Origin of the sequence: uncultured Polaribacter sp., assembly GCF_947497125.1 — a bacterium.
In the GTDB taxonomy this organism is placed as follows: domain Bacteria; phylum Bacteroidota; class Bacteroidia; order Flavobacteriales; family Flavobacteriaceae; genus Polaribacter.
On sequence record NZ_CANMFI010000003.1, the window covers coordinates 53,496 to 75,088 of the forward strand.

Sequence of the window (21,593 nt, forward strand, 5' to 3'; positions counted from 1 at the left end):
GATAATGAATCAAAAAACAATACAAGTAGATGCTTTAGAAAGTGAAGCCATTTATATCCTTAGAGAAGTAGTAGCACAGTTTGAAAAACCTGTATTGCTTTTCTCTGGTGGAAAAGACAGTATTACATTGGTAAGATTGGCTCAAAAAGCTTTTTACCCCGCAAAAATACCTTTTCCGTTAATGCATATAGATACAGGGCATAATTTTCCTGAAACAATAGAATTTAGAGACCGATTAACCAAAGAATTGGGGGTAGAATTAATTGTTAGAAATGTACAAGACAATATAGACAATGGTTCTGTAAAAGAAGAAACGGGCAAATATGCCAGTAGAAATATGCTGCAAACAGAAACCTTGTTAGATGCTATAGAAGAGTTTGGTTTTGATGCTTGTATTGGAGGTGCAAGAAGAGATGAAGAAAAAGCAAGAGCAAAAGAAAGAATTTTTTCTGTTAGAGATGATTTTGGACAATGGGATGAAAAAAACCAGCGTCCGGAAGTATTTGATATGTTAAACGGAAAAATAGATTTAGGACAGAATGTTCGTGTTTTTCCAATCTCTAACTGGACAGAGCTAGATGTTTGGTCTTACATAGAAAAAGAAGCTATCGAAATACCATCGATTTATTTTGCTCACAAAAGAAACATTTTTTACCGAGATGGGTTTATTTGGTCTGCAGACGATGCTGTTGTGTATCGAGATGAAGAAGAAGAGGTTGTAGAACAAATGGTGCGTTTTAGAACTGTGGGCGATATGAGTTGTACTGCCGCCGTTTTATCTGATGCAGTAGATATTGCAAAAGTAGTAGAAGAAATTAGAGATTCTTCTATTTCAGAAAGAGGTGCTAGAATAGACGACAAACGTTCTGAAGCCGCTATGGAAAAAAGAAAACAACAAGGGTATTTTTAAAATCATTTAAGTAATAAGCTTTATGTTATAAGCAACATATAGCCTACAGTAAAAAAATATGAACGTACTAAAAATAGCAACAGCAGGTAGTGTAGATGATGGTAAAAGCACCTTAATTGGGCGCATTTTATACGATACAAAATCATTAACAGACGATAAGTTAACTGCAATAGAAGAAAAAAGCAAACAACGTGGTTTCGATTATTTAGATTTTTCTCTTGCAACAGATGGTTTGATTGCCGAACGCGAGCAAGGAATTACCATAGATGTAGCTCATATTTATTTTTCTACAAGAAAAAAGAGTTTCATTATTGCAGACACGCCTGGGCATGTAGAATATACAAGAAACATGGTAACTGGTGCCTCAACAGCGCAAGCTTCTATTGTTTTAATTGATGCAAGAAACGGTGTTGTAGAGCAAACATACAGACATTTTTTTATCAATAATTTATTACGTATTAAAGATGTTGTAATTGCTATTAATAAAATGGATTTGGTAGATTTTTCTGAAGAAAAATACAATACCATAAAAGGTGAAATAGAGTATTTAGCAAGTAAAAGTGGTTATAAAAATCAGCAGTTAACATTTATTCCTTTGTCTGCTTTACAAGGAGATAATGTGGTTGATAAATCTGAAAATACACCTTGGTATACAGGAGAAACTTTGTTACATCATTTAGAAAATTTACAAGCAACAGATATTAATGAAGTATCTCAAGTACGTTTTCCGGTACAAACAGTTATCAGACCAAAAACAGCAGAATTTCATGATTTTAGAGGCTATGCAGGTAAAATCTATGGTGGTGATTTAGAAGTAGGAGATGAAATTTCTGTATTGCCATCACAGACTAAATCAAAAATTAAAACAATACACTTTTTTGATACGGAATATCTAAAGGCTAAAAACGGTAGTTCTGTAACCATTACTTTGGAAGACAATGTAAATGTAAGTAGAGGAGATATGTTGGTTAAAGTAGCAGAGCAACCAACGGTTACAAAACAATTAAATGCAACTGTTTGTTGGATGGATAAAGAGCCTTTGCAAGCTTCTCAGAAATATTACATAAAACATGGTGTTAATGATGCGCAGGCAAAAATCACTCAATTATCGAGTATTATAAAAACAGATTTTTCTGGAAAAATTGACAATCCTACAGCATTAAAATTGAATGAAATAGGAGACATTCAATTAAAATTAAGCAAGCCTCTATTAGTGGATGCTTATAATAAAAATAAATCGAACGGTTCATTTATTTTAATCAATCCGAAAACAAACAATACAGTTGGTGTCGGTTTTATCCGATAAAAAAATAAGAAGCATGCAAAGTTTTAGAACAGAAATAGAAAATCCGATTGTAGAAAAAGACATTCTAGAATTAGAAAGAAAAATTCAACTTTTTAAAGAAGGAAAAATAGACGAAGAACGTTTTAGAAGTCTTCGTTTGGCAAGAGGTGTATATGGTCAGCGTCAGTTTGGTGTGCAAATGATTCGTATAAAATTACCTTACGGAAAAGTTACAAGTCAACAATTGCATAGAATTGCAGATGTTTCAGACGAGTATTCACGTGGAAGATTGCACATTACCACAAGGCAAGATATTCAAATTCATCATGTAAGTTTAGACAGAACGCCAGAATTATGGGCGCAATTAGAAAAAGATGATATTACTTTAAGAGAAGCTTGTGGCAATGCAGTTAGAAATGTAACGGCATCTGAAACTGCTGGTATAGATATTGATGAACCTTTTGATGTTTCGCCGTATGCAGATGCTACATTTAAATTCTTTTTACGAAACCCAATTTGTCAAGAAATGGGACGTAAATTTAAAATGTCTTTTTCAGGAACAGAGAGTGACACTGCGATTAGTTTTATTCATGATTTAGGCTTTATTGCAAAAATAAAAACAGAAAACGGAGTTGTAAAAAAAGGGTTTAAAGTATTGTTAGGTGGTGGTTTAGGATCGCAACCAAGACATGCAGATGTTATTTATGATTTTTTAGAAGAAGATCTTTTAATACCAACTATAGAAGGAGTTTTAAGAATTTTTGATCGTTTTGGAGAACGTGCAAAAAGAGCAAAAGCAAGATTAAAATTTTTGGTAAAGGATGTAGGAATCAATGCTTTTTTACAATTAGTATCAGAAGAAGTAGCAGCTTTAGAAAACAAAACTTTTAAAGTAGATACTACCGATTTTGAACAACCAATTTCTTTTATAGAAAACACAATACCTTCTGTAGCAATAGATGATGAAGTTGGTTTTAATAAATGGAAAGAAACCAACGTTATCCAACAAAAACAAGCTGGTTTGTTTGCTATCGGAATAAAAGTACATTTAGGAGATTTTTATACACCAAAAGCACGTTTGCTAGCAGATTTAGTGTATAAGTATGCTGCAAATGAAATTCGTTTAACATTGCGTCAGAATATTTTAATCCGTCATGTAAGAGAAGAACTATTGCCTTTCTTTTATGTTGAGTTACAAAAATTAGGATTTGCCAATTCTGGCTACAATTCTACTGCAGATATTACGGCTTGCCCGGGTACAGATACCTGTAATTTAGGAATTGCAAGTAGTACTGGTATTGCTGTTGTTTTAGAAAAGGTGTTAGAAGAAGAATATCCAAAGTATTTAAATAACAAAGAAATAGCCATTAAAATTAGTGGTTGTATGAATGCTTGTGGGCAACACAACATGGCGCATATTGGTTTTCAAGGAATGTCTATCAAGGTTGGTAATTTACAAGCACCCGCTTTACAAATTTTAATTGGTGGTGGTATTTTAGGAGATGGACAAGGACGTTTTTCTGATAAATTGATAAAAATACCAAGTAAGAGAGGTCCTGAAGCTTTGCGTGTTCTTTTAAATGATGTTGAGAAAAATCAGCAATCAAAAGAAACTTTTTTAGAGTATTATGATAGGCAAGGGAAGATTTATTTTTATGACTTGCTAAAAACACTTTCTGATACTACAAATTTAGAACCGAATGATTTTATAGATTGGGGGCATTCTGAAAACTATGTAAAAGCAATTGGAGTAGGTGAATGTGCTGGTGTGGTTATCGATTTAATTGCCACTTTATTGTTTGAAAGTGAAGAAAAAATAACCAATGCAGAGCAGGCATTGCAAGAAAATCAATTTTCAGATAGCATTTATCATGCCTATACATCGCTTGTAAATACGGCAAAAGCATTGTTAATCGCAGAAAATATCAAGACAAATACACAAGCTGTAATTGTTTCAGACTTTCAAAAACATTTTGTTGAAACCAATAAAATTGAATTGAATGGTTCTTTTGAAGCATTAGTGTATCAGATTAAAAAAGAGAAACCAACAAAAGCATTTGCAGAAAGCTATATAAACGATGCAAAATCGTTTTACAAAAAAGTGGCTGCTTTTAGAAAATTAGAGGTAAGTCATGTATAAAACACCAAAATTAACAGTAGTTGGCGCTGGGCCAGGAGACGAAGATTTAATTACGTTAAAAGCAATTAAAGCGTTAAAAAATGCCAATGTAGTTTTATATGATGCTTTGGTGAATGAAGCGTTATTAGAGTATGTAAACCCTGATGCAGAACTTATTTTTGTTGGAAAAAGAAGAGGTTGTTACAGCTATCAACAAGAACAAATTAACGATTTAATTGTAGCAAGAGCACAAACAGATGGTCATGTAGTTCGTTTAAAAGGGGGCGACCCTTTTATCTTCGGACGAGGTGCAGAAGAAATGGAATATGCAGCAAAATTTGGAATAGAAACAGCCATGGTGCCAGGAATTTCATCTTCTTTAGCGGTACCAGCTTCTCAAAACATACCAGTTACAAAACGCGGAAGTGCAGAGAGTTTTTGGGTGATAACAGGAACCACAAAAGCACACAAATTGTCTGATGATGTTGCGTTGGCAGCGAAATCTAATGCAACTGTTGTGGTGTTAATGGGCATGGGAAAATTAGCAGAAATTGTAGCTTTATTTCAACAAGAAAATAAAAATGATTTGCCAGTTGCTATCATTCAAAACGGAACAAGAAGTAACGAAAAAGTTGGTATTGGTACTGTAGATACTATTTTAGAAATTGTTAAAGAAAAAGAGTTAAGCAATCCTGCAATTATTGTTTTAGGAGAAGTTGTAAGACACAAAGCTATTTTGGCAAATGTTCAACAAGAATACTTAGAAGAAGTATTTGTGTAATTATTTGTGATGGAAAGAAATAATCTATATCCTATTTTTTTAAAAACTAAAAACTTACAAGTTTTAATTGTTGGCGGAGGTTTTGTAGCAGAAGAAAAACTAACTTTTTTGTTGAAATCGAGTCCAGATGCCAATGTAACCATGGTTTCGCCAATGTTTAGAGAAGATACTATTGCTTTGTCTAAAAAAGGAAATGTAAAACTCATCAATAAAAAGTATAGCAGGCGATATTTAAAAGGGAAACATATTGTGGTTGCAACTACAGACATTCCTAAAGTAAATGAAACTGTTTACAAACATTGTAGAAAGCGAAGTATTTTGGTAAATGTTGCCGATAATCCTCCTTTTTGTGATTTTTATATGGGCGGAATTGTAACCAAAGGCAATGTAAAAGTGGCCATTTCAACCAACGGAAAATCGCCAACAACAGCCAAAAGATTGCGTCAGTTTTTTGAAGATGTAATTCCAGAAAATGTAGACGATTTAGTGAAAAATTTAAACGAATACAGAAAAACAATCAAAGGGAACTTTGAAGAAAAAGTAGAAAAGCTAAACGAGTTTACAAAGAGTTTGGTAGAAAAGTAAAAGCGAAGCGTAAAAAGCAAAAAAAATGATTACAACAGACATATTAATTATTGGAGCAGGACCCACAGGATTATTTACCGTTTTTGAAGCAGGATTGTTAAAGTTAAAATGCCATTTAATAGATGCATTGGCACAACCTGGCGGGCAATGTTCAGAGATTTATCCGAAGAAACCAATTTACGATATACCTGCATATCCAGAGATTTTAGCAGGAGATTTAACCCATAAATTGTTAGAACAAACAAAACAGTTTGAGCCAGGTTTTACTTTAGGAGAAAGAGCAGAAACTATAGACAAACAAGAAGATGGTACTTTTATTGTAACCACTAATAAAGGAACAAAACATCATGCTAAAATTGTTGCAATTGCAGGTGGTTTAGGTTCTTTTGAACCAAGAAAACCTAAAATTGAAGGGTTAGAGAAGTTTGAAGATAATGGTGTTGAATACATTATTAAAGAACCAGAACTATACAGAAACAAAAGAGTTGTCATTTCTGGTGGTGGAGATTCTGCTTTAGACTGGGCAATTTTCTTGTCTGATGTTGCCGAAGAGGTAACTTTAATTCATAGAAGAAATGAGTTTAGAGGAGCTTTAGATTCTGTTGAAAAAGCACAAGAATTAAAAAACTTAGGGAAAATTAATATCATAACTCCAGCTGAAGTAAAAGGAATTTTAGGAACCGATAAAGTAACGGGTGTTGCCGTAGAAAAAGAAGGTGAAGATGCATTTATCATAGATACCGACCATTTTATTCCGCTTTTTGGACTTTCACCTAAATTGGGGCCTATCGCAAATTGGGGTTTAGAAATCGAGAAGAATGCCATTAAGGTAAACAATGCTTTAGATTATCAAACCAACATAGAAGGCGTGTATGCAATTGGAGATGTAAACACGTATCCAGGTAAATTAAAATTGATTCTTTGTGGTTTTCACGAGGCAACTTTAATGTGCCAAAGTGCTTATAAGCGAATTTTTCCTGACAAAAAATATGTAATGAAATATACCACTGTTGGCGGTGTAGAAGGTTTTGATGGAACTAAAAAAGAAGCGCCAAAAGCAGTTGTAAAAGCGATAAATTAAAGATTGCTAATTAGTTTTTTAAAAATGTTTTAGATTTTCTATAGTAAGTATTATTAGAAGCTATTTCCAGCTTTCAGCACTCGCTTTTTTGCTAAAAAGGCAAAAAGAGCTCAAACAAATGCTTCTATCTGGGCTAAACCAGTTTGAAACTAAATGCTGACTGGTAATTAGTAGTTAATTTAAAAACAAAAGACTTTACAGCTTTCTAGTGCTGAATTTGATTCAGTATCAATGAGGTCTAACCAATCAAATTTCTTACTTTTGATGTTTGATAAATGTAGATAATGAGTGTAGATATAAATATTAAGATTACAGACAGAAATGGTGTAACACATGAGGTAGTTGCTCCAACAGACATGGCCATGAATTTAATGGAGGTTGTGCGTTCTTATGAACTGGCAGAAGAAGGTACCATTGGTGTTTGTGGCGGTATGGCAATGTGTGCCTCTTGCCAATGTTATGTAACATCAAACACAGCATTACCTGAAATTTCTGATGATGAAGATGCCATGTTAGCAGAAGCTTTTAACGTGCAAGACAACAGTAGGTTAGGGTGTCAAATACAAATGACTCCAGAAATGGATGGATTAGAAGTGGCATTAGCTCCAGAAATGTAAGATTAAAATGAAAGAGGTAGATGAAATGGTGGCTTTAAAAAATTATAGCATGTGTTTAAGAGATGCGGTAGCTATTTTTACAAAAGAATTAATTAATTGCTTGTTTGATACTAATTATCAAAAACAAAAAGCAACCGAAACGCAGATTCAATTTTTTAAAATATTAGAGCGTTTAGAGCTAGGGAAAGAGCCTGGTTTTTGGTCAGATTTTGAAAAGTCGTTTCCAGAAATTAGAAAAAAATTAGATTTAGACGCGCAGGCAGCTTTGCAAAGAGATCCGGCAGCAAAAAGTATTCGAGAAATTTATTTAGCGTATCCGGGTTTTTATGCCATTGCAGTATATCGATTAAGTCATCAATTATTACAACAAGAAATACCTGTTTTACCTAGAATGATGAGCGAGTTTGCTCACGGAGTTACAGGGACAGACATTCATCCTGGAGCACAAATTGGCGATGCTTTTTTTATAGATCACGCTACCGGTATTGTTATCGGAGAAACGACTGTTATAAAAGACAATGTAACTATTTTTCAGGGAGTTACTTTGGGAGGTATTCAAGTTAAAAAAAGTATGGCGTTTACAAAACGTCATCCAACCATAGAAAGTAATGTTATTATTTACGCAAATGCTACTATTTTGGGAGGAGATGTAATTATTGGACAAAACTCTATTATTGGCGCCAATGTATGTGTTACAGAGTCAATTACAGAAAATTCTATAGTTACAGTACAATCTGAAAATAACATTTTTCAAAAAAGAAATTAAAATGAAAACAAAAAGTATTATAGATTTTGTAGGAAATACACCATTGGTAGAAGTGCAAAATATCTTTAAAAAAGAAGGAGTTACTTTGTTATTAAAGTTAGAAGGCAACAACCCCGGAGGAAGTGTAAAAGATAGAGCTGCTTTCAACATGATTTCTGAAGCTTTAAAGAGAAAAAACATAAAAAAAGGCGATACTTTAGTTGAAGCAACAAGTGGTAATACAGGAATTGCATTGGCTTTAATGGCAAAAGTTTTAGGTGTGCATATGGTTTTGGTAATGCCAGAAAATGCGACTGTAGAGCGTGTTAAAACAATGCGTGCTTACGGAGCAAAGGTTGTGTTAACAGATCAGAAATTAGGAATGGAAGGTGCAAGAGATTATGCCTTAAAACTAAAATATAAAAAAGGGTATTACCGTTTAAATCAGTTTGATAATACAGACAATTCTAAAGCACATTACAAAGGTACTGGTCCAGAAATTTGGAGAGACACAGAAGGGCAAGTAACACATTTTGTGTGTACTATGGGAACCACAGGAACTATTATGGGAGTTTCAGACTATTTAAAAGAGCAAAACCCAGACATTGTAATTACAGGTGTTCAGCCAAAAGAAGGTGCCAAAATTCCTGGAATTAGAAATTGGCCAGAAGAATATTTGCCAGCAATTTTTAATAGAAGAAAAATAGATGCAGTTATAGATGTAGATGAGGCAGAAGCAAAAGCAATGACGCAAAAGTTAGCCGAAGAAGAAGGCATTTTTGCTGGCATGAGTAGTGGTGGTTCTGTGGCGAGTGCAATTAAAGTTGCGCAGCAATTAGACAAAGGAGTTGTAGTTGCTATTGTGTGTGATAGAGGAGATCGATATTTGTCTTCATCACTTTATGAAAAAGAGTAGATTTTATCACATAAAACTACCACAAATAAAAAATAATCCGTTACTTTGTAACGCAGTTCATAAACTTATTAATTCGTTATCACGAAAGGCAGAGGGATTAGACCCAGTGAAGCCTTGGCAACCTCTCAAGTTATGAGAAAGGTGCTACATTCTACGAATAGATATTAGATTTTTCTAGTATCTTTTTAGTTCTTTCAATCTTTATTGAAAAGAGCTATATCATTCGACAGATAACAGAGAAAACTTCCCTTTTCCTGATGACATATTGATAAAAATTATCAAAAAAAATATGTCTAATATTTACAAAGCTTTACAAGAAAGAATTTTGGTTTTAGATGGTGCTATGGGTACCATGCTACAAGCCTATAAATTTACAGAAGAAGATTTTAGAGGAGCACGCTTTAAAGACTATCCAACTCCACTTCAAGGTAATAACGATTTACTTTCTATTACCCAGCCAGCGGCTATAAAAACCATTCATGGTAAATATTTTGAAGCGGGTGCAGACATAGTAGAAACCAATACATTTTCAGGGACAACTATTGCTATGGCAGATTATCAAATGGAAGATTTGGTGTATGAGCTTAACTATCAATCTGCAAAATTGGCCAAAGAAGTTGCCGATGAATATACTGCAAAAGAACCTCATAAACCTCGTTTTGTAGCGGGTTCTGTAGGGCCAACAAATAGAACGGCAAGCATGTCTCCGGATGTAAATGACCCTGGTTATAGAGCTGTAACTTTTGATGAATTAAGAATTGCATACAAACAACAAGTAGAAGCTTTAGTAGATGGCGGTGTAGATGTATTTTTGGTAGAAACGGTGTTTGATACTTTAAATGCAAAAGCAGCATTATTTGCGATAGAAGAGGTTAAAGAAGAAAGAAATATGGATATACCTGTAATGTTAAGCGGTACAATTACAGATGCTTCTGGTAGAACATTATCTGGACAAACAGCAGAAGCTTTTTTAATTTCGGTTTCTCACATTCCATTATTGTCTGTAGGTTTTAATTGCGCACTTGGTGCCAACTTATTGCAGCCGCATTTAGAGGCAATAGCCAATAAAACAGATTTTGCAATTTCTGCACATCCAAATGCAGGATTGCCAAATGCTTTTGGTGAGTATGATGAAACGCCAGAGGAAATGGGCGAGCAAATAGAAGAGTATCTAAAGAAAAATTTAATAAATATTATTGGTGGTTGTTGTGGTACAAGTCCAGAGCATATTCGAGTTATTGCAAATATTGCCGCCAAATACAAACCTAGAGTAGTTGCTGGGTAATGGTTTTTGGTTGATGGTTTACATCTAAAGGTAAATAAATTTAGAAATAAGATCAACAACTATCAACTAAAACAAAGAACTAAAAAAATGAATTATACAGAGTTAGATGTTTGGAAATATTCGAGAGAATTGGTTAAGTTGGTATATATACTAACAAAATCTTTTCCTAATGAAGAACTTTATGCCCTAACGAATGAAATTAGAAGAAGTTCAATATCAGTTCCTTCAAATATTGCAGAAGGTATAGGTAGACAATCCAATAAAGAAACAATTCATTTATTATACATAGCTAAAGGGTCTTTACAAGAAGTAGAAACACAGTTGTATTTATCATTCGATTTAGGTTATATATCAGAAATAGCATTAAAAAATATTTTAGAAAAAGTGATTTCAAATAAAAAATTGTTAAATGGTTTTATTAATTATTACAAGAAGTTATAAAGTATGAGTAAGACCAACAACCAAGAACCAACAACTATAAACCAAACAAAGTTTATGAAACTTTCTGGGTTAGAACCTCTGATTCTAAATGAAAACAGCAATTTTATAAATGTTGGCGAGCGAACAAATGTTGCAGGTTCTCGTAAGTTTTTACGCCTTATAAAAGAAGAAAAATTTGATGAGGCACTTGCGATTGCAAGACATCAAGTAGATGGTGGCGCACAAATTATAGATATTAATTTTGATGACGGTTTAATAGATGGCAAGCAAGCCATGGTTCGTTTTCTAAATTTAATTGCAGCAGAGCCAGATATTTGTAGAGTTCCTATTATGATCGATAGTTCTAAATGGGAAATTATTGAAGCTGGTTTACAGGTGGTGCAAGGCAAATGTGTTGTAAACTCTATCTCTTTAAAAGAAGGAGAAGAAAAATTTATTTGGGAAGCAAAACAAATAAAAAGATACGGAGCGGCAGTAATTGTGATGGCTTTTGATGAAGTTGGACAAGCAGATAATTACGAGAGACGTATTGAGATTGCTAAACGCTCTTATGATGTTTTGGTAAACAAAGTTGGTTTTCCAAGTGAAGACATTATTTTCGATTTAAACATTTTTCCTGTAGCCACAGGAATGGATGAACATAGAAAAAATGCTGTAGATTTTATTGAAGCTACAAGATGGGTAAGGCAAAATTTAGAAAACGTTTCTGTTAGTGGAGGTGTAAGTAACGTGTCTTTTTCTTTTAGAGGAAATGATGGTGTTCGAGAGGCAATGCATTCGGTTTTTTTATACCACGCCATTCAGGCCGGAATGAATATTGGTATTGTAAACCCTGCTTTGTTAGAGGTCTATGATGACATTCCGAAAGATTTATTAGAACATGTAGAAGACGTAATTTTAGATAGAAGAGAAGATGCAACAGAGCGTTTGTTAGATTTTGCAGAAACGGTAAAAGGGTCTAAAAAAGAAGCAGGTGTAGATTTATCTTGGAGAGAAAACACCTTGCAAGAAAGAATTACACATGCTTTGGTTAAAGGAATAGATGCGTTTATTATAGATGATGTAGAAGAAGCAAGAGTACTAGCAGCTGCGCCAATAGAAGTTATTGAAGGGAATTTAATGGCGGGTATGAATGTGGTTGGAGACTTGTTTGGAGCCGGAAAAATGTTTTTACCACAGGTTGTAAAATCTGCTCGAGTAATGAAAAAAGCGGTAGGATATTTAAATCCGTTTATTGAAGCTGAAAAAGGAGACGAGCAAAGAACTTTGGGTAAAATTTTAATGGCAACAGTGAAAGGCGATGTACACGATATTGGTAAAAATATTGTTTCTGTGGTTTTAGGGTGTAATAACTATGAAATTGTAGATTTAGGAGTGATGGTTCCGCCAGAAAAAATTATTGAAACTGCTAAAAAAGAAAATGTAGATGTTATTGGTCTAAGCGGATTGATAACGCCTTCGTTAGATGAAATGGTGTATTTGGCTAAAGAGATGGAACGTCAAAATTTTACTGTTCCGTTACTAATTGGTGGTGCAACAACCTCTAAGGCGCACACAGCAGTTAAGATAGATACACAATATAAAAATGCGGTGGTGCATGTAAATGATGCTTCTAGAGCAGTAACGGTTGTGGGCGATTTGTTAAACAAGAAATCATCTAACGAATATGTTGCAAAGTTGAAGAAAGATTATGATGAGTTTAGAACCAAGTTTTTAAAACGAGGAAAAGAAAAAGCATATATTTCTATTGCTGAAGCTCGTAAGCGCAAGTATAAAATTGATTGGGAAGCATCAGAAATTGTAAAACCAAAAGAATTAGGCATACAAACTTTAGAGCAATTGAGTTTAAAAGAATTAGTGCCTTTTATAGATTGGAGTCCGTTTTTTAGAAGTTGGGATTTGCATGGTAAATTTCCGGATATTTTAACAGATGCTGTGGTTGGTGAACAAGCAACCATTATGTATAAAGAGGCACAAGTAATGATTGAAGAAATTATTGCGAATCAATCGTTAAAACCCAAGGCAATTTTTGGTCTTTTTGAAGCAAATTCAATCAATGAAGATGATATTTCTGTTCAGAAAAAAGGCGAAGAAATTGCTATTTTTAGAACATTACGTCAGCAATTAAGTAAACGAGAAGGAATACCAAACCATGCATTAGCAGATTTTATAGCACCAAAAGAAACTGGAAAAACAGATTATATGGGTGCTTTTTGTGTGGCTATTTTTGGGGCCCAAGAGTTAGCAGATAATTACAAGGCAAAAGAAGACGATTACAATGCAATTATGGCACAAGCCATTGCAGATCGATTTGCGGAAGCTTTTGCAGAGTATTTGCACAAACAAATTAGAACCAAACATTGGGGATATGCTGCAGATGAAATTTTAACAAACGACGATTTAATTAAAGAAAGTTACAAAGGCATAAGACCGGCACCAGGTTATCCTGCGTGTCCAGATCATCTAGAAAAAGAAACCATTTGGTCTCTTTTAGAGGTTGAAAAACAGATAGGAGTTACCTTAACAGAAAGTTTAGCCATGTGGCCAGCAGCAGCTGTTTCTGGTTATTATTTTGCCAACAAAGAAGCCAAGTATTTTGGTTTGGGTAAAATTACCGATGACCAAGTATCAGATTTTGCAACAAGAAAAGGAATTACAAAAGAAAAGGCAAGAAAGTGGTTGCATCCTACACTTGCTGAAAATTAAAGAAGAGACCTCACAGGTTTTAAAACCTGTGAGGTCTAATTAACAGAGTAAGTTTACGGTTGGCATTGAAATAGGTAATAATTTGTGATTACAAGCGTAAAAAGTGGTTGTTTTGTTAAACATGAAACAAGGTTTGATATTATAAATAAGTTGCTTACTAGGATGCGTTAGCGATTGAAGTGGCATCCTTTTTAGAGGAACGAAAAAAAGATACAACGTAAAGCGCGACCTTTTTAGGAAACGCCCAAAATAAAATACATATTAATAGTTACTGAAATAAATTCAGCATACATGAAAATTACAGATCACATAAAAAAAGCAAACGGAAAAACATTATTTTCTTTCGAAATTATTCCGCCAAAAAAAGGGAATAACATTCAGGAATTGTACAATAATATAGATCCTTTAATGGAGTTTAAGCCTCCGTTTATAGATGTAACCACTTCTAGAGAAGAGTTTGTGTATGTAGAAAAATCGGGTTTGTTAGATAGAAAACTAACAAGAATGCGTCCTGGTACTCTAGGAATTTGCGCTGCCATAAAGCACAAATACAATGTAGATACGGTGCCGCATGTGTTGTGTGGAGGTTTTACAAAAGAGGAAACAGAATACCTTTTAGTAGATTGCCATTATTTGGGTATCGATAATGTAATGGCGTTAAGAGGAGATGCTATGAGTCATCAAAAGTATTTTGAACCAAATAAAAACGGGCATCAATATGCCGGCGATTTGGTTGCTCAAATTCAGGGTTTAAACTCTGGTAAATATTTGCATGATGTTATAGAAACCGATCATAAAACCGATTTTTGTATTGGTGTAGCTGGGTATCCAGAGAAACATTTAGAGGCGCCTTCTTTGCAAACCGATTTAAAAAGGTTAAAAGAAAAAGTAGCAGCTGGTGCCGATTATGTGGTTACACAAATGTTTTTTGATAATAATAAGTATTTCGAGTTTGTAAAAGCAGCCAGAGAAATAGGAATTACGGTGCCTATTATACCCGGAATTAAGCCTTTGGCAGTTAAGCGTCATTTGCAATTATTACCACAGGTTTTTAGAATAGATATTCCAGAAAATTTAATAAACGAGGTAGAAAAATGCTCAACTAACGCAGCTGTTAGGCAAGTTGGTGTAGAGTTTGCCATACAGCAATCTAAAGAGTTGTTGGCAGCTGGTGTGCCGTTTTTACATTATTATTCTATGGGTAAAAGCGATAATATACAGGCAATTGCAAAAGAATTGTTTTAATTTTTTGGGCGTTCGAGCGGGCTTTCCACTATATCTTTTTAGGTGACAATAAAACTAATTGCGCTATTAATTAGCAAATATCATCTTATTGTCACCTAAAAAGGATGTCGTTTCAATCCCTAACGCACCTCTGTAGCCAACAGAAGTATATTTAATCAGCTAGTCTCTTATATGCTAACAATAAATACAATTGATAGATAAATAGTAAAAAGTAATTTTTTAAAAATATCGAACTTAAATAATTTGTTTACTTTTGAAGTCTTAAAAAGACATCAATAATTTAAAACATATAAAATGGCATTAGAAATCACAGACGCAAATTTCGAAGAAGTAGTATTAAAATCAGACAAGCCAGTATTGGTAGATTTCTGGGCAGCATGGTGCGGACCTTGTAGAATGGTTGGACCAATTGTAGATGAAATTCATACAGAATACGACGGTAAAGCTGTTGTAGGTAAAATAGATGTAGATGCAAACCAAGAATTTGCTGCAAAGTATGGTGTAAGAAACATACCAACTGTTTTAGTATTTAAAAACGGAGAAGTGGTAGATAAGCAAGTGGGTGTAGCACCTAAAAAAACATATACAGATAAAATAGATGCTGCTATATAGTAGTATTTAACTTTTAGTATAAAAAAAGGTTTAGCGATTGCTAAACCTTTTTTTTATTTATTAAAATTAGCAAAAAATAATAATTTTATGACGTAATTTTTAATAATCTGGTAAGTAAGTGTTTAGCGTAAATGTGCTTTCTTTTTTATTGAGTTTTTCTAAGAATTGGTTGTTAATTAGATAAAATTCTGATTTTTTTTTCAATATAAGTTTGCAGATATCAAAATCTATACTATATTTGCATCCGCTAAGAGCAACGGTCTGGTAGTTCAGCTGGTTAGAATACCTGCCTGTCACGCAGGGGGTCGCGGGTTCGAGTCCCGTCCAGACCGCAAAAAGCATCTCATTTATGAGGTGCTTTTTTTGTTTTACAAGCTATTTTCTTAGAATTTGAATTTAATTAAAAGCCTTTTATTTTATCTTCTTTATTAAGTATCTTTGAGACAAAATAACTGTTTAATTTAAAAGAGTTGTTATTATTTAAGAAATTAGTATGAAGTATTTATTATCACTTTTTATTTTTATTAGTAGTCTAAATGTGTTTTCTCAGATAGAAGACCCAATTAAATGGTCTACTTCAGTAGAAAAGCTATCAGATAGTACCTTTGTTTTAGTTTCAGAAGCAATTATAGAAGAAGGTTGGCATTTGTATGCACAAGAGGTTCCACAAGATGGACCGATACCTACTTCTTTTTCTTTTGATACAAGTCAAGGAGGTTTTTTACTAGAAGGTAAAACACAAGAAGAAAATGGCGTTGTGGTAGATGATGCTGTTTTTCAAATGAAAATTAAATTCTTTGAAAAAAAGACTGTTTTTAAGCAGAAAGTAAAGGTCTTAAAAGGTATTGAAACGATAAATGCATTTGTAGAATTTATGGTTTGTGATGATACCAAGTGTTTGTCACCAACAGAGGTAGATTTAGTTTTCGACCTTAAAATAAAGGCAAATAAAGAAAATAGTAAGTCTTTAGAAAAAAGTAATTTGTCTGTAGCATTAGATCATACTGCTCAGGAGAATGAAAATTCAGATTTGTTGTCATTATTTCTATTAAGCTTCTTTGCAGGGTTAGCGGCTTTGCTAACACCTTGTGTTTTTCCAATGATACCAATGACGGTTAGTTTTTTTACAAAACAGAGTAAAACAAAAGCAATCGGTATTAGAAATGCCATTTTTTTTGGGTTTTCTATTATAATAATCTATGTTGTAATTGGTTTAGCTGTTAGTGCTATTTTTGGTCCATCTGCCTTAAATGCCTTGTCTACCAATATTTGGTTCAACCTCCTTTTCTTTCTATTACTAGTATTTTTTGCAGCATCTTTTTTAGGTGCTTTCGAACTTGTTTTACCAAGTTCTTGGGGGACAAAAATAGATGCAAAAGCAGATAAAGGAGGCTATGTAGGTATTTTCTTTATGGCGTTAGCGTTGGCAATTGTTTCTTTTTCTTGTACAGGTCCGTTAGTTGGTTCTGCATTAGTAGCTGCGGCAACCACTGGCGAGAGAGTAGCGCCAATAGTTAGCATGTTAGGTTTTTCTACAGCAATAGCATTGCCGTTTGCCTTATTTGCTGCTTTTCCGGGGTGGTTAAATTCATTACCAAAATCTGGTGGTTGGTTAAATACGGTAAAAGTTGTTTTAGGGTTTTTAGAGTTAGCCTTGGCTTTTAAATTTTTATCAAATGTAGATTTGGTTTTACAACTTCACCTTTTAGAAAGAGAAGTGTTCATTGCCATTTGGATTGCTATTTTTGGTGTTTTATCAGTTTATCTTTTTGGTAAAATACAACTACCACATGATACACCCTTAAAACATATTTCTGTTGGTAGGTTGTTTTTAGGCTTAGTTTCTTTAACATTTACCATTTATATGATTCCTGGTTTGTGGGGTGCACCGCTAAATATTATTAGTGCTTTTCCACCACCACAGCATTATAGCGAGTCGCCGTATGGGGTAGGATTTACAAATTCATCAAACGGAAAAACAACTTTAAATACTGCAATTCCCGAAGGAGCTCATTTAATGGCGCCACATAATATTTTGGCATTTAATGATTATGATAAAGGCATGGCATATGCAAAAAAAGTTGGAAAACCTGTTCTGTTAGATTTTACAGGTCACGCTTGTGTAAATTGTAGAAAAATGGAGCAAAATGTTTGGGTTAAGCCAACTGTTTTGCAGGTAATTAAAAATGATGTAGTTTTAATTTCTTTATATGTTGATGATAAACGACCGTTAAAAGAAGCAGAAATTACTGAATCTAAATTAAAACCAGGTAAAAAATTAAAGTATATAGGTCAGAAGTGGAGTGAATTACAAACCATAAAGTATCAGACAAATACACAACCTTTTTATGTGTTGTTAAATCATAATGAAGAGCCTTTGAATAGGCCAGTAGCTTATACACCAGATGTAAATGTTTATTACAATTGGCTTAAAACAGGGATTTCTAATTTTAAATAATTACTCAACATTGATTAACGTTTTATAGATATGGCTTCATCAAAAGAAAATATAGAAAAGTTAGATTTGGAAAGTTATTTTCATCAATTTAGAAAACAGATTATTGGAATTGATCAAACTTTTGAATCTCCTTACGGTACTCAAAATCTAATTTACACAGATTGGACAGCTAGTGGACGATTGCATAGTTTTGTAGAAGATAAAATGTTGTATCAGTTTGGCCCTTTTGTAGCCAATACACATACAGAAACTGCTACTTCTGGAGCCGCAATGACATTGGCTTATCATAAAGCTAGGCAAATTATTAAAGCGCATGTAAATGCAAATGCAAATGATGTTTTAATTACTTCTGGTTCTGGTATGACAGGCGTTGTTAATAAATTTCAAAGAATTTTAGGTTTAAAAGTTTCCGAGAATTTAAAAGATCATACAACAATACCAGACGATTTAAGACCAATTGTTTTTGTAAGTCATATGGAGCATCACTCGAACCAAACATCTTGGTTAGAGACCATTGCAGATGTAGAGGTAGTGCCTTGTAATAATGAAGGGTTGGTGTGTTTAAAAACATTTGAAAAGTGTATTGTAAAGCATCAAGATAGAAAAATAAAAATAGCAGCAATTACTTCTTGCTCTAATGTTACCGGTATAAAAACACCTTATCATCAGGTAGCAAAATTAATACATAAGTACAATGGTTTGTGTTTTGTAGATTTTGCTTGTTGTGCGCCTTATGTTTCAATAGATATGCATCCAGCAAATGAAGATGAGTACTTAGATGCTATTTTCTTCTCTCCGCATAAGTTTTTAGGAGGGCCAGGTAGTGCAGGTGTTTTGGTTTTTAACAAGAAATTATATAAAAATACCATACCAGATAACCCAGGTGGAGGAACGGTAAGTTATACAAATCCTTGGGGGCAGCATGATTATTTTGATGATGTAGAAACTAGAGAAGATGGTGGTACGCCAGCCTTTTTACAGACAATTAGAGTAGCACTTTCTATTCAGTTAAAAGAAAAGATGGGTGTTGATAACATTGAACAAAGAGAAGAAGAAATTAATAAAGTTGTTTTTAAGACATTAGAAAACTTGCCCGGTGTAGTCATTTTGGCACCAAATCATAAAAAGCGATTGAGTATTTTTTCTTTTTATTTTGAAGAGTACCACTTTAATTTAGTGGTAAAGTTATTAAACGATCGTTTTGGAATACAAACCAGAGGTGGTTGTTCTTGTGCAGGTACTTACGGACATTTTTTATTAAACGTAGACCAAGAGACCTCTAATAAAATTAAAGATGAAATTTTGCACGGATGCAATACCAAAAAGCCAGGATGGGTTCGTTTGTCCTTGCATCCAACGGTTACAAATAAAGAACTTTCTTTTATCTGTAATTCTTTAAAAGAACTTTCTATCCATATAAAAGATTGGGCTATTGATTATGAATACGATCCTATTAAAAACGATTTTATTCACAAAACAGTTGCGCCAATTGAAAAAGAGTTGGTAGAAAGATGGTTTGAAATTTAGAATATGATTTTAAATGTTATAGCGATTAGATAATTACATAATTATATGTGTGTTATTTTAGGATGTTTTTAATAATCTGTTATTTTATTTATAAATAATGTTCTATAATTTGTTTATTTCAATTTATTCTTTAGATTTGCTTCTTACAATTAATATAAACAAATGTTACAGAACTATTTTACACGTTTCTATTTTTACTTCTTTAGTAAGAGAAGAGGCTTTGTATTGTGTTCCTAAAAACATATTAAGTATATAAAGTCTCGAATATAATTCGGGACTTTTTTTTTGAATATACATGAACAAAATTATCGCTATACAGGGAGCAGAAGGCTCTAATCATCATAAAGTTGCACTCAACTTTTACGGCAGTAACATTCAGTTGATTGAGTGCATGTCTTTTGATGCCTTGGTGCAAAAGTTATTAGAAGGTTCTGCAAAATTCGGAGTAATGGCCTTAGAAAATACCATTGCAGGTTCTATTATACCTAATTATGCCTTAATCGATAGTAATAATTTACATATTATAGATGAAGAGTATTTAAATATTCATCATCATTTAATGGCATTAAAGGGCCAACAAATTAAGGATATTAAAGAGGTTTGGTCGCATCCGATGGCGTTGTTACAATGCAAAGCGTTTTTTAAAAAACATCCGCATATTAAATTGGTAGAAGATGTAGATACTGCAGAAGTTGCCAAAAGAATTGCTAAAGAAAATTTAACAGGTATTGCTGCAATAGCGCCAAAAATAGCGGCAGAGATATTTGGTTTGCATGTAATTGAAGATGACATACAAACGATAAAAGACAATGCAACGCGCTTTGTAATTGTACAAACAAACAAGCCAGAAACAGACACAAGTGTTAACAAGGCTTCTTTAAAATTTCAATTAAATCATAAAAGAGGTAGTTTGGCGGCAATTTTAAATGTGTTAAGCGATTGTAAAATGAATTTAACCAAAATACAATCGTTGCCAGTTATAGAAACACCTTGGAAATACTCGTTTTTTGTAGATGTTACTTTTGATGACTTTAAAGAGTATCAAAAAGCCATTGCAATCTTAGAGATCATGGCAGAAGAATTTAAAATATTAGGAACCTATAAAAACGGAAGAAATAATGATTAAACCCGCGAAAAGGTTAGAGACCGTAAAAGAATACTATTTCTCTAAAAAATTAAGAGAAGTACGTGGTTTAGTTGCTGCAGGAAAACCAATAATTAATATGGGAATCGGTTCGCCAGATTTGCGACCGCCAGCAACAGTAATTGAAGCAATTTCTACTAGTTTAGGAGATGCATCTGCTCATAAATATCAATCTTATCAAGGGTTACCCGAGTTAAGGACTGCCATTGCAACTTTTTACAAAAACAAGTTTTCTGTAGTTGCAAATTCAGAAACAGAGATTTTACCTCTTATGGGAAGCAAAGAGGGAATAATGCATATTTCTATGGCTTTTTTAAACGAAGGCGATCAAGTATTAATTCCCAATCCAGGCTATCCAACCTATACTTCTGTAACAAAGTTAGTAGGCGCTGAACCGCTTTTTTATAATTTAGATGCAGTAAATAATTGGCAACCAAATTTTAAGGAATTAGAAGCGCAAGATTTAAGTGCTGTAAAAATAATGTGGGTTAATTATCCGCATATGCCAACAGGAACAAATGCTACTTTAGAAACCTTTAAAAAGTTGATTGCTTTCGGAAAAAAACACAACATTTTAATTATCAATGACAATCCGTATAGCTTTATTTTAAACAACAATCCTATTAGTATTTTACAAGTTAATGGTGCAAAAGACATTGCTTTAGAATTAAATTCTTTAAGTAAAACTTTTAACATGGCAGGTTGGCGTGTAGGAATGGTTTTAGGAAACGAAGATTATATTACAGAAATTTTAAAAGTAAAATCTAATATGGATTCTGGTATGTTTTACGGCATTCAAAAAGGAGCCATACAAGCATTGCATTTATCTGATGCTTGGTTTGTAGAACAGAATAAAATTTATGAAGCCAGAAGAGCATTGGTTTGGCAATTGGCAGATAAGTTAGATGCAGTGTATGATAAAAATGCAACGGGTTTATTTGTTTGGGCTAAAATACCAGAAGGCAAAAAATCGGAAGCAGTTACAGATGCAATTTTGTATGACAACGATATATTTATAACACCAGGAACCATTTTTGGCTCTCAAGGAGAAGGATATATAAGGTTTTCGTTATGTGTAACAGAAGCTGTAATTAAAGAAGCAATTTCAAGGCTATAAGCAATAAGCTTTAAGCTAC

The 21,593-nt window shown here is 33.5% G+C and carries 18 protein-coding genes, 1 tRNA gene and 1 riboswitch; all 19 genes read left to right on the forward strand.

Features of this window, described 5'->3' with window-relative positions; translation table 11 throughout:
- Positions 1-4 precede the first annotated feature (4 nt).
- The 19 genes from cysD (at position 5) to Q0678_RS05650 (ending at position 21,574) form a co-directional block, all read left to right on the forward strand.
- Positions 5-910: a sulfate adenylyltransferase subunit CysD gene (gene cysD / locus Q0678_RS05560; protein WP_299055093.1), complete on the forward strand. Its 906-nt coding sequence runs from the start codon at positions 5-7 to the stop codon at positions 908-910.
- Between the two features lie 58 nt (positions 911-968).
- On the forward strand, positions 969-2,216 hold the full coding sequence (locus tag Q0678_RS05565) for a GTP-binding protein (protein ID WP_299055095.1): 1,248 nt from the start codon (positions 969-971) through the stop codon (positions 2,214-2,216).
- Between the two features lie 13 nt (positions 2,217-2,229).
- Positions 2,230-4,335: a nitrite reductase gene (locus tag Q0678_RS05570; protein ID WP_299055097.1), complete on the forward strand. Its 2,106-nt coding sequence runs from the start codon at positions 2,230-2,232 to the stop codon at positions 4,333-4,335.
- Entirely contained in the window at positions 4,328-5,095 is a 768-nt protein-coding gene (cobA, locus tag Q0678_RS05575; protein ID WP_299055101.1) for a uroporphyrinogen-III C-methyltransferase, read from the forward strand. The genes Q0678_RS05570 and cobA overlap by 8 nt, the downstream gene beginning before the upstream one ends.
- A 9-nt stretch (positions 5,096-5,104) precedes the next feature.
- Positions 5,105-5,680, forward strand: coding sequence for a bifunctional precorrin-2 dehydrogenase/sirohydrochlorin ferrochelatase (locus Q0678_RS05580; protein WP_299055103.1), 576 nt, complete (start codon positions 5,105-5,107; stop codon positions 5,678-5,680).
- A 25-nt stretch (positions 5,681-5,705) separates the two neighbouring features.
- Positions 5,706-6,761, forward strand: coding sequence for an NAD(P)/FAD-dependent oxidoreductase (locus Q0678_RS05585; protein ID WP_299055106.1), 1,056 nt, complete (start codon positions 5,706-5,708; stop codon positions 6,759-6,761).
- A 284-nt stretch (positions 6,762-7,045) separates the two neighbouring features.
- Positions 7,046-7,378: a 2Fe-2S iron-sulfur cluster-binding protein gene (locus Q0678_RS05590; protein WP_299055109.1), complete on the forward strand. Its 333-nt coding sequence runs from the start codon at positions 7,046-7,048 to the stop codon at positions 7,376-7,378.
- 7 nt (positions 7,379-7,385) lie between these two features.
- Positions 7,386-8,144, forward strand: coding sequence for a serine O-acetyltransferase EpsC (epsC, locus tag Q0678_RS05595; protein ID WP_299055112.1), 759 nt, complete (start codon positions 7,386-7,388; stop codon positions 8,142-8,144).
- A gap of 1 nt (position 8,145) precedes the next feature.
- Entirely contained in the window at positions 8,146-9,039 is an 894-nt protein-coding gene (gene cysM / locus Q0678_RS05600) for a cysteine synthase CysM (protein WP_299055115.1), read from the forward strand.
- A gap of 73 nt (positions 9,040-9,112) precedes the next feature.
- A riboswitch (SAM riboswitch) is annotated at positions 9,113-9,207 on the forward strand.
- A 121-nt stretch (positions 9,208-9,328) separates the two neighbouring features.
- Positions 9,329-10,324 (forward strand): homocysteine S-methyltransferase family protein, encoded by a 996-nt coding sequence (locus tag Q0678_RS05605; protein WP_299055117.1) that lies wholly within the window; start codon positions 9,329-9,331, stop codon positions 10,322-10,324.
- Between the two features lie 87 nt (positions 10,325-10,411).
- A complete protein-coding gene (locus Q0678_RS05610; RefSeq protein WP_299055119.1) occupies positions 10,412-10,765 on the forward strand; it encodes a four helix bundle protein in 354 nt (117 codons plus the stop codon).
- A gap of 3 nt (positions 10,766-10,768) precedes the next feature.
- A complete protein-coding gene (metH, locus tag Q0678_RS05615; protein ID WP_299055121.1) occupies positions 10,769-13,471 on the forward strand; it encodes a methionine synthase in 2,703 nt (900 codons plus the stop codon).
- Between the two features lie 291 nt (positions 13,472-13,762).
- Complete coding sequence (metF, locus tag Q0678_RS05620) at positions 13,763-14,716, forward strand: methylenetetrahydrofolate reductase [NAD(P)H] (protein ID WP_299055125.1); 954 nt, start codon at positions 13,763-13,765, stop codon at positions 14,714-14,716.
- A gap of 294 nt (positions 14,717-15,010) precedes the next feature.
- Entirely contained in the window at positions 15,011-15,328 is a 318-nt protein-coding gene (gene trxA, locus Q0678_RS05625) for a thioredoxin (RefSeq protein ID WP_299055128.1), read from the forward strand.
- A gap of 258 nt (positions 15,329-15,586) precedes the next feature.
- Positions 15,587-15,660: transfer RNA gene (locus tag Q0678_RS05630), tRNA-Asp, on the forward strand.
- Between the two features lie 161 nt (positions 15,661-15,821).
- Positions 15,822-17,786 (forward strand): cytochrome c biogenesis protein CcdA, encoded by a 1,965-nt coding sequence (locus Q0678_RS05635; RefSeq protein WP_299055130.1) that lies wholly within the window; start codon positions 15,822-15,824, stop codon positions 17,784-17,786.
- A 30-nt stretch (positions 17,787-17,816) separates the two neighbouring features.
- Positions 17,817-19,313: an aminotransferase class V-fold PLP-dependent enzyme gene (locus tag Q0678_RS05640; RefSeq protein ID WP_299055133.1), complete on the forward strand. Its 1,497-nt coding sequence runs from the start codon at positions 17,817-17,819 to the stop codon at positions 19,311-19,313.
- Between the two features lie 295 nt (positions 19,314-19,608).
- The gene (locus Q0678_RS05645; protein WP_299055135.1) at positions 19,609-20,439 is read left to right on the forward strand and encodes a prephenate dehydratase; all 831 of its coding nucleotides are present in this window, start codon (positions 19,609-19,611) and stop codon (positions 20,437-20,439) included.
- Positions 20,432-21,574 carry an aminotransferase class I/II-fold pyridoxal phosphate-dependent enzyme gene (locus Q0678_RS05650; RefSeq protein WP_299055138.1) on the forward strand — a complete coding sequence of 381 codons (1,143 nt, stop codon included), beginning with the start codon at positions 20,432-20,434 and terminating at the stop codon, positions 21,572-21,574. Before Q0678_RS05645 ends, Q0678_RS05650 begins: the two co-directional genes overlap by 8 nt.
- Positions 21,575-21,593 lie beyond the last annotated feature (19 nt).